This is a genomic window from Vibrio sp. Vb1574 (assembly GCF_033338675.1).
In genome coordinates this window covers 86,607-96,441 of sequence record NZ_JAWOTC010000014.1, presented here as the reverse complement: position 1 = coordinate 96,441, position 9,835 = coordinate 86,607, and the positions used below count along the sequence as shown (strand labels likewise).

Sequence of the window (9,835 nt, the reverse complement as noted above, 5' to 3'; positions counted from 1 at the left end):
ATGGCGACAATGAAGGATGTTGCCCAGCTTGCGGGAGTGTCTACGGCTACGGTATCTCGAGCCTTAATGAATCCAGAGAAAGTCTCTTCTTCTACAAGAAAGAGAGTAGAAGATGCCGTACTTGAAGCGGGTTATTCTCCAAACTCATTAGCGCGTAACTTACGTAGAAACGAATCAAAAACCATTGTTACTATCGTTCCCGACATCTGTGATCCTTATTTTTCTGAAATTATTCGCGGTATTGAAGATGCAGCCATGGAACATGGCTATCTAGTCCTGCTGGGCGATAGCGGACAACAGAAGAAACGCGAAAGCTCTTTCGTAAACCTCGTATTTACTAAGCAGGCAGATGGAATGCTACTGCTTGGTACAGATCTACCATTCGATGTCAGTAAGCCAGAGCAAAAGAACTTACCTCCGATGGTAATGGCGTGTGAATTTGCGCCAGAGCTCGAGCTTCCGACAGTACATATTGATAACCTGACCTCAGCATTTGAAGCGGTGAATTACCTGACCCAATTAGGTCATAAACGCATTGCTCAAATCTCTGGACCAGATACAGCAATATTGTGTCAGTTCCGCCAGCAAGGCTACCAACAAGCCCTGCGCCGTGCCGGCATCAATAAAGATCCACAATATAGTGTCATTACTGAGTTCTCTTTTGATGGCGGAGCAAAAGCCGTTCGTAAACTGCTCGAATTGCCAGAACCACCAACGGCTATTTTCTGTCACTGTGACACAATGGCCATCGGCGCAATTCAAGAAGCGAAAAAGCTTGGCTTACGAGTACCGCAAGATCTCTCTGTTGTGGGCTTTGATGACATTAACTTCGCTCAGTACTGCGATCCACCGTTGACCACCATATCTCAACCTCGCTATGAGATTGGTCGACAAGCGATGCTAATGATGCTCGAGATGTTAAAAGGCCACGACGTGCATTCAGGCTCGCGTCTGCTTGAAACTAATCTCGTCATTCGTGGAAGTGCAGCGCCACCACAGCGCCCTTAACCTAAAGATTAGGTATTCATCCCCAAAGCGGTGCTAAGGCGCCGCTTTTTTATTTACCCCTCCTGCTTTTTGTGTATCCCTGAATAAATGTAAGTGAGAACGGAAACACACTCCTACACTCGGGCGTTGTCGCGCTTTAGCTATCAAGATTCTATCAATAGGGTGTTTTCTCAACTCGTTCTGGATTAACATATTTGCAAGAATCCTTGATGACCAGAAATAACCGTGGCAAATAGAGATTATGTAAGACGGGGGCGAGGCGCCCCAAAAAAGTCGACAAAAAAACAGCCGCCGAGAAGAAAAAAACCTTGGCGCAGTGGCCTGCTCGCTATCTTGCTCGTGGGCGGTTTTGGCTATGGTCTTTACCTTTTGAGTAGCGACCCAGAACCTAAACAACCAGTCGTGAAGCAGCCAACAACCACTGTCAGCAAACCAAAGCCGAAAAAAGACTTGCCGCCACCACCAGAAGAAAAATGGGAATATGTTGAGTCACTACCGAAACGTGAAGTTGAAGTTGTGGCTAAAGAAATTGAAGTTTCTAAAATTCCTTACATCATGCAGTGTGGCGCGTACAAAACTCAGGCACAAGCGGAAGAGCGCAAGCTTGCAATCGCGTTCCAAGGGATGTCGAGCAAGATTCGTAAGAAAGAAGGCAGTTCATGGTATCGTGTGGTGCTAGGTCCGTATAAGTTCAAACGTGATGCAGAACGTGACCGTCATAAACTGCAACGCGCGAAAATCGAGCCGTGCGCGATTTGGAAAGAAAATCTTTAAACTCAGGCCCTAGGAGCTAAGATCCTAGGGCCTTTCTTTTTGCCCCCTTGAATCCCCATTTCTCCTCCCCCATATACTGAATTAAATCCAAAGAGAAATAATCAAGAGGTCGACTGTGACTACCATTGTATCTGTACGTCGAAATAATAAAGTCGTCATCGCGGGTGATGGCCAAGTATCTCTAGGCAATACCGTAATGAAAGGTAATGCGCGCAAAGTTCGCCGCCTATACAACAACCAAGTACTAGCGGGCTTTGCCGGCGGTACTGCGGATGCCTTCACCCTTTTTGAGCGCTTCGAAAGCAAACTGCAAATGCACCAAGGTCACCTAACCAAAGCGGCAGTTGAGCTAGCCAAAGACTGGCGTAGCGATCGTGCTCTGCGCAAGCTCGAAGCCTTACTTGCCGTTGCCGACGAAACCGCATCGTTAATCATTACCGGTAATGGTGATGTCGTACAGCCAGAACACGACCTGATTGCGATTGGCTCTGGTGGTGCTTACGCACAAGCTGCCGCAACCGCCCTACTAGAAAACACAGATCTAGATGCTCGTGAGATCGCGGAAAAAGCTCTCAATATCGCGGGTGATATTTGTGTCTTCACTAACCATCACCACACGGTAGAAGAGCTAGACTCAACAGTAGAGCCTGAAAAACCAACCGCGTAATCGTAACGAAGTAAGGAAAGAATATGTCTGAAATGACGCCTCGCGAAATCGTTCATGAATTGAACCGCCACATTATCGGTCAAGAAAAAGCCAAGCGTTCGGTTGCGATTGCACTTCGTAACCGCTGGCGCCGCATGCAGCTTGAAGAAAGCTTGCGTGCCGAAGTGACGCCAAAAAACATCTTGATGATTGGCCCTACTGGTGTTGGTAAGACTGAAATCGCACGACGCCTCGCAAAACTGGCAAATGCCCCTTTCATCAAAGTTGAAGCGACAAAATTCACCGAAGTGGGTTACGTTGGTAAAGAAGTTGAAACCATCATCCGTGACCTAACAGATGTCGCTGTGAAAATGACGCATCAACAAGCGATGGAGAAAGTGAAATTCCGAGCAGAAGAGCAAGCGGAAGAACGCATTCTTGATGCGCTACTGCCACCAGCACGTGATAGCTGGGGTCAAGCAGAGCAAACGGAAGAGTCTTCTCACACTCGCCAGATCTTCCGTAAGAAACTGCGTGAAGGCCAACTAGACGATAAAGAAATTGAAATCGACGTAGCCGCACCGCAGATGGGCGTAGAGATCATGGCGCCTCCTGGTATGGAAGAGATGACTAACCAGCTGCAAGGCATGTTCCAAAACCTGGCAGGCGACACTAAGAAAAAACGTAAGCTGAAAATCAAAGACGCAATGAAAGCGTTAGCGGAAGAAGAAGCGGCGAAACTGGTAAACCAAGAAGAGCTAAAAGAAGCAGCGATTTTCAACGTTGAAAACAACGGCATCGTATTTATCGATGAGATCGACAAGATCTGTAAACGCGGCGAGAGCTCAGGCCCAGACGTTTCACGCGAAGGTGTTCAGCGCGACCTACTTCCATTGATTGAAGGCAGCACGGTATCAACCAAGCACGGCATGGTAAAAACAGACCATATTCTGTTTGTTGCATCTGGTGCATTCCAAGTGGCAAAACCATCTGACTTGATCCCAGAATTGCAAGGTCGTCTACCAATTCGTGTTGAGCTAGAAGCACTAAGCAGCAACGACTTCAAACGTATTCTGACAGAGCCAAAAGCCTCTCTAACAGAGCAGTACGTTGCGTTGATGAAAACGGAAGATGTGGACATCGAATTCACAGAAGACGGCATCACGCAAATCGCGGAAGCGGCATGGACGGTCAACGAAAGCACCGAAAACATCGGTGCTCGTCGCTTACACACCGTAATGGAACGCTTGATGGATGAAATCTCTTACGACGCAGCGGAGCAATCTGGCGCTAAATTCGTTATTGATTCCGCTTACGTGAAAGCGCGCCTAGGCGACACAATTGAAGATGAAGATCTAAGCCGCTTTATTCTTTAAACGCAATCTATTTTACCAAAGCCCAGAACCTTGTTTCTGGGCTTTTTGTTTAGAATGACGGTGACTTAGACAACACCCAAATCAAGGACCTCGTCATTCTAAGAGCTCAAGCGAGACTAAGAATCTGCTAACAGCAGACGCCTATTCTTTCCAACTCACCTTAACCACGGCACTATTGGGACGATAGATTCTGAATCACCTCGTTCCTCGCTGTTCAGAATGACGGTGACTTAGACAACATCTAAATCAAAAGAGCTCGTCATTCTAGCGAGCTTAAGCGAGACTAAGAATCTGCTAACAGCAAACGCCTTTCTTTCCCCACTCGCCTTCACCACCGCACAATCGGATGATAGATTCTGAATCACACTCGTTCCTCGCTGTTCAGAATGACGGTGACTTTGACAACATCTAAATCAAAAGACCTGGTCATTCTAGCGAGCTCAAGCGAGACTAAGAATCTGGCAACAGCAGACGCCTATTCTTTCCCACTCCCCTTCACCACCGCACAATCGGATGATCGATTCTGAATCACACTCGTTGTTCAGAATGGCGGTGACTTTGACAACACCTAAATCAAAAAGATCTCGTCATTCTGGCGAGCTCAAGCGAGACTAAGAATCTGCTAACAGCAAACGCCTTTCTTTCCTCACTCGCCTTCACCACCGCACAACCGGACGATAGATTCTGAATAACCCTTTGACTTCTAGTTGAGTTGTTTTAGGTCAATAGCGTATCTGCCTCTTTGTGCTTATACTGGGCACATTGGTTACTAGCACGAAATTTCCATGAAACAATCTTTACAGATCTGGCTTGAAGCTGCTCGCCCAAAAACACTACCTCTGGCATTAGTCTCTATCTTAACGGGTAGTGTACTCGCCTACTCGGCGGGTCATTTTTCACCGACAATTGCCATCATGGCTTTCGTAACCGCGACGTTGCTGCAAATTCTATCCAATCTTGCGAACGACTACGGCGATGCCGTTCAAGGTACAGATAACGACAAACGCCTTGGCCCATTACGAGCGATGCAGTCTGGCGCGGTAAGTGCTAAACAGATGAAACAAGCGATTATCTTTAACATCGTTCTGACCGCAATCTCAGGCTTGGTGTTAGTTTTCTATTCACTAAGTTCACTGGAAAGCATTGTTACTTTTATCGGGCTGGGAATTTTGGCCATTCTCGCAGCCATTGCTTATACCATGGGTAGCAAACCATACGGTTACGTGGGGCTTGGCGATATATCAGTGTTCTTGTTTTTTGGTTTACTCGGCGTATCCGGTACCTACTTCTTGCATACCGGTCACGTAGACACCACGCTATTCTTACCTGCTTTAGGCTGCGGTTTACTCGCCGTTGCAGTACTCAACATCAACAATATGCGTGATATAGAGAACGACCGAGAGTGTGGTAAACGCACGGTGGCGGTACGCTTAGGTCAACGTAAAGCCAAGCAGTACCACTTTATCTTACTTGGCGGAGCTATCCTTGCCTTTGCGGCTTACTTGTTAATTCAAGACAAACCCGTTTGGATTAGCTTGCCATTTTTACTTAGTATTTATTTCGTGGCCGATCATGGTAAAGCAGTTTGGCATACACAAAAGCCCGCTCAGATAGCACCAATGATGCCAGTCATCGTGAAATGCTCTCTAGTCACCAACGTTTTGTTTGCAACAATTGTGGTAGCTCAAACTCTAGTAAGTTAAAAAAGGATTGTCATTGCATTGACTTAATGCCTAGATATACTCAAAGACAACCAATTTCTGTTTAGAAAGGTACGCTATGGAATACAATACCTCAGCACTCTGTGATATCTACCTCGATCAGGTAGATGTGGTTGAACCAATGTTCAGTAACTTTGGCGGTCGCGCTTCATTTGCCGGGCAAATCACCACCATCAAGTGTTTTGAAGATAATTCGTTGATCCGCGAGACATTAGAGCAAGATGGACTTGGTCGCGTTTTGTTAATTGACGGTGGCGGTTCCCTACGTAAAGCCCTTATCGATGCAGAAATCGCAACCATTGCGGAAGAAAACGAGTGGGAAGGCATTGTCGTTTACGGCTGTGTTCGTGAAGTAGATGAACTTGAAGATATGAACTTAGGCATTCAAGCCCTCGCCTCTATTCCTGTTGGAGCGACCAGCCAGGGTATTGGCGAATTGGATATACCAGTCAACTTTGGCGGCGTTAGCTTCCTTCCAGAAGATTACATTTACGCTGATAGCACCGGAATTATCCTGTCGCCAGAACCATTGAATATTGATTTAGAGTTGGATGAAGAAGCATAACGAGTCTTAGGCGCCTAAGTTATAGGGTCTTCTCTTGGCTCTTAGCGCCTAGCCTTGTCTTAACATTTTCTACTTCCCTAAAACACAAACACCCGCTTAACGCGGGTGTTTTTAATTTGGAATGAAGAAGCCGAATTATTCCACTTCGTCCATTTTGCCAAGTAGTGCACGAATGCGCTCTTGCCATTGTGCGTGCTCTTGCTGTGCTTGTTGTGCTTTTTGCTCTAGCTCTTCACGTTGAGAGCGAAGCTCGTTCGCTTCTTCCGCAAGTTTAGCTTTATCTTCTTTCAGCTCTTCGACTTCCATCTGAAGAAGAGTGATTGTGTCAACTGCAGTTTGAATTTTAGATTCTAGTTGTTCTAGTACTTCAAAAGACATCTTGGCCTACCTATGTTATTCCGTTGGGACGATGTGCGAGATTGATGCACACCTAACCTATATAAGGTTCATTCTACTCAGCGTCGCGATGAGAAACACTCACTATATTCGATATTTTGCATCATTCGGTCAAAAAATCAGCGCAATCTCACTAAACGCTGACTTTTCTTGTCGCCGAAGCATTTTTGAGCAAGGATTTTGCGTCTCGCTACGCTGAAAATCGCCCTAAGTATTGATCAAATTCAAGTTAGATAAAGTAAAAGCCTCGCAAAAAGGCAAACGTTTACTCGACCTTGTGATAGAATCGCCGCGCAAATTCTTCTTCCCTCTTGCTTACTTGGAGACATCATGAAACGCGATTTAGCAATGGCATTTTCCCGTGTGACTGAAGGTGCAGCTCTGGCTGGTTACAAATGGCTTGGCCGTGGCGATAAAAACGCAGCCGATGGCGCAGCTGTTGAAGTTATGCGCACGCTACTGAACAAAACAGATATCAGTGGTGAAATTGTCATTGGTGAGGGTGAAATCGATGATGCGCCAATGCTGTACATTGGTGAGCAAGTGGGTATTGGTGGTGATGAAGTAGATATTGCAGTCGACCCGATTGAAGGAACGCGTATGACGGCAATGGGACAATCGAACGCACTAGCCGTACTTGCCGCAGGTGAGAAAGGCAGCTTTCTTAAAGCGCCAGATATGTACATGGAAAAACTGGTTGTTGGCCCTGGTGCAAAAGGCGTAATTGACTTAGAAAAGCCGTTAAAAGAAAACCTAGAGAACGTAGCAAAAGCCCTGAACAAGCCACTTGATACCCTAGTCGTTATTACCCTTGCGAAACCTCGCCACGATAACGTTATTGCAGAAATGCAAGCAATGGGCGTACGTGTCTTTGCGGTGCCTGATGGTGACGTGGCTGCCTCTATTCTGACTTGTATGCCAGACAGTGAAGTGGACATGATGTACTGTATTGGTGGCGCGCCAGAAGGGGTAGTATCAGCAGCGGTAATTCGAGCGCTAGACGGTGATATGCACGGTCGCCTGCTTCCTCGTCACGAAGTAAAAGGCAATACTGAAGAAAACCGCATTTACGGTGCAGATGAACTAAAACGCTGCGATGAAATGGGCGTAAAAGCGAATGTTGTCCTCAAAATGGAAGACATGGCTCGTAGCGACAATGTGGTATTTTCAGCTACAGGCATCACTAAAGGTGACTTGCTGGAAGGTATCTCTCGTCAAGGCAATATTGCAACCACAGAAACGCTGCTCGTGCGCGGTCGATGCCGAACTATTCGCCGCATTAAGTCGACTCACTACCTAGATCGTAAGGATCCAGAAGTACGCGATATTATTCTTTAAGCATTTCTCGAGGCTCTCGCTCAGTCTGAGCTTGAGCCTTTCTTTCCGCACAACGGGCAATAGATTCTGAATCACACTCGTTCCTCGTTGTTCAGAATGACGGTGACTTTAATAAGCTCTAAATCGAAAGAACTCGTCATTCTAGCGAACTCCAGCGAGACTAAGAATCTAGTTGTAACAAGCTCCTATTCTTTCCTGGTCACCTTAACCACTACTCAACCAAAAAATAGATTCTGAATCACCTCGTCCCTCGCCGTTCAGAGTGACGGTTACCATAGCAAGCTCTAAATCAAAAGAACTCGTCATTCTAGCGAGCCCCAGCGAGACTAAGAATCTGGTAACAGCAGACTCCTATTCTTTCCTGGTCACCTTAACCGCTGCACAATCGGACGATAGATTCTGAATCACCTTATCCCTCGCCGTTCAGAATGACGACATATATTGGCTCATATGAACATAGCCCCTACAAATCCACACTCAAATTAAGTCAACACTTTTCTTTACTAACCCTATCGCGCATAATATGTACTGACGTATAAATGGTGGGTATATGAAGACCGTAGATAGGATATTGCAAATCGTTAAGCGTGATGGCTCCGTCACTGCAAAACAACTCTCTTCTGAGCTAGGTATGACAACCATGGGGGCGCGTCAGCACCTGCAGAGTTTAGAAGATGATGGCATCCTGTCTATCCATGACGTAAAAGTAAAAGTTGGTCGCCCTGCTCGTCATTGGTCTCTCACTCAAAAAGGTCATGAGCAATTTGCTGACCGTCACGGTGAGTTGACCATTCAGTTTATAGAAGCTGTCGAACATATCTTTGGCAAAGATGGACTGGAAAAAGTCACATCAGAAAGGGAAAAACTCACGTTACAAAGTTATCGTCAGCATCTTGAGCAATGCGACTCTCTGCAAAGCAAACTAGAAACACTTGTCACATTAAGAGAGCAAGAAGGCTATATGGCCGAGCTCGAGAAAGATGAGAACGGATTCATCTTGATCGAAAATCACTGTCCGATTTGTAAAGCCGCAACTCGCTGCCCTAGCTTGTGCCAATCAGAATTAAGTGTCTTTCAGTCTTTACTTGGACGTGACACCAAAGTAGAGCGTACCGAACACATCATTAGTGGCCAAAGACGCTGCGTTTACCGCATCCAACAACTGCAGTAACCACCACAACCAAACATCGACATGCCGCACTTATTCAATCTCAAGCTTGAAAGCTTCTCTTATAAGTGAGACGGCTGAAGAATTCATCCTCTCTCCTCTTTCTCGTGGTATAGGCTTTTAGTAACTAAAGGCAATTTCCATAAGGATTTGGAGAGCATCGATGTCTACTCTACGTCATATCCCACCCCAAACGCTTCCTCCATTCGATGAAATGGTTCGAATGGCAGAGCGAGACCCAGAAGCTTTTGAGCAATTTCGTCATGAGATGGCGAAAGAGATGATCGAAAGCGCATCAGAAGATATGAAAGAAAGATTGTGGGCTCAACAAAGCCACATTGATAGAGTCATCAGCACGTGTAAAAACCCTCATCACACCAATGTGGTATTGATGAACGAGTTGCGAAAACAGGTCGTAAAGTTCAAAGCAGCGCTAGAAGGGGAAGCGGCACCGACACAAAAAGCGGATGTGGTTAGCTTAAATGCGTTTAAAGATAGGGATGATTTTTACTGATACTCAGTAGATAGATCGAGAAAGTTAGGGTTCGTTTCTCTTACCAAGGCTAACTTCCACTCACGCTTCCACTGCTTGAGCTGCTTTTCTCGGTTTATAGCATTAGCCATATCGTCGAATAACTCAAAGTAAACGAGCTTATGAACGTTGTATTTCTTAGTAAATCCTTCCACTACTCCATTTTTATGTTGCCATATTCTTTGGGGCAGCTGACTGGTAACACCTATGTAGAGAACGGCGTTGTTATTTGACGTTAGGATATAAACGCAAGGTGTCTTATCGATGATTCATTCTCCTTCATTATTCGCTGTTACTTTTCCATTGTAATT

The 9,835-nt window shown here is 45.9% G+C and carries 11 protein-coding genes; 9 read left to right on the top strand and 2 right to left on the bottom strand.

The window, feature by feature from the left end; translation table 11 throughout:
• From cytR to rraA, 6 genes are all read left to right on the top strand, one after another.
• Complete coding sequence (cytR, locus tag R7O12_RS12060; RefSeq protein WP_005379543.1) at positions 1-1,008, top strand: DNA-binding transcriptional regulator CytR; 1,008 nt, start codon at positions 1-3, stop codon at positions 1,006-1,008.
• Positions 1,009-1,233: 225 nt separating this feature from the next.
• Complete coding sequence (gene ftsN, locus R7O12_RS12055; protein WP_017820300.1) at positions 1,234-1,782, top strand: cell division protein FtsN; 549 nt, start codon at positions 1,234-1,236, stop codon at positions 1,780-1,782.
• 115 nt (positions 1,783-1,897) lie between these two features.
• Positions 1,898-2,449: an ATP-dependent protease subunit HslV gene (gene hslV / locus R7O12_RS12050; RefSeq protein WP_005383176.1), complete on the top strand. Its 552-nt coding sequence runs from the start codon at positions 1,898-1,900 to the stop codon at positions 2,447-2,449.
• A gap of 23 nt (positions 2,450-2,472) precedes the next feature.
• On the top strand, positions 2,473-3,804 hold the full coding sequence (gene hslU, locus R7O12_RS12045) for an HslU--HslV peptidase ATPase subunit (protein WP_025768349.1): 1,332 nt from the start codon (positions 2,473-2,475) through the stop codon (positions 3,802-3,804).
• Between the two features lie 785 nt (positions 3,805-4,589).
• The gene (locus R7O12_RS12040) at positions 4,590-5,507 is read left to right on the top strand and encodes a 1,4-dihydroxy-2-naphthoate polyprenyltransferase (protein WP_104969015.1); all 918 of its coding nucleotides are present in this window, start codon (positions 4,590-4,592) and stop codon (positions 5,505-5,507) included.
• Positions 5,508-5,583: 76 nt separating this feature from the next.
• Entirely contained in the window at positions 5,584-6,090 is a 507-nt protein-coding gene (rraA, locus tag R7O12_RS12035; protein ID WP_033905997.1) for a ribonuclease E activity regulator RraA, read from the top strand.
• A gap of 135 nt (positions 6,091-6,225) precedes the next feature.
• On the opposite strand, the gene zapB is transcribed toward rraA, so the two are convergent.
• Complete coding sequence (gene zapB / locus R7O12_RS12030) at positions 6,226-6,468, bottom strand: cell division protein ZapB (RefSeq protein ID WP_005379536.1); 243 nt, start codon at positions 6,466-6,468, stop codon at positions 6,226-6,228.
• 348 nt (positions 6,469-6,816) lie between these two features.
• Between zapB and glpX the strand changes: the two genes are divergently transcribed.
• The 3 genes from glpX to R7O12_RS12015 all read left to right on the top strand — a co-directional run bounded on the left by glpX (position 6,817) and on the right by R7O12_RS12015 (position 9,506).
• Complete coding sequence (gene glpX, locus R7O12_RS12025) at positions 6,817-7,824, top strand: class II fructose-bisphosphatase (protein WP_213968497.1); 1,008 nt, start codon at positions 6,817-6,819, stop codon at positions 7,822-7,824.
• Between the two features lie 550 nt (positions 7,825-8,374).
• The gene (locus tag R7O12_RS12020; RefSeq protein WP_005379532.1) at positions 8,375-8,995 is read left to right on the top strand and encodes a helix-turn-helix transcriptional regulator; all 621 of its coding nucleotides are present in this window, start codon (positions 8,375-8,377) and stop codon (positions 8,993-8,995) included.
• 160 nt (positions 8,996-9,155) lie between these two features.
• Positions 9,156-9,506, top strand: coding sequence for a DUF3135 domain-containing protein (locus R7O12_RS12015; RefSeq protein WP_054579276.1), 351 nt, complete (start codon positions 9,156-9,158; stop codon positions 9,504-9,506).
• On the opposite strand, the gene R7O12_RS12010 is transcribed toward R7O12_RS12015, so the two are convergent.
• Positions 9,500-9,766 (bottom strand): GIY-YIG nuclease family protein, encoded by a 267-nt coding sequence (locus R7O12_RS12010; protein ID WP_373417398.1) that lies wholly within the window; start codon positions 9,764-9,766, stop codon positions 9,500-9,502. The two genes, R7O12_RS12015 and R7O12_RS12010, sit on opposite strands and share 7 nt — an antisense overlap.
• Positions 9,767-9,835 lie beyond the last annotated feature (69 nt).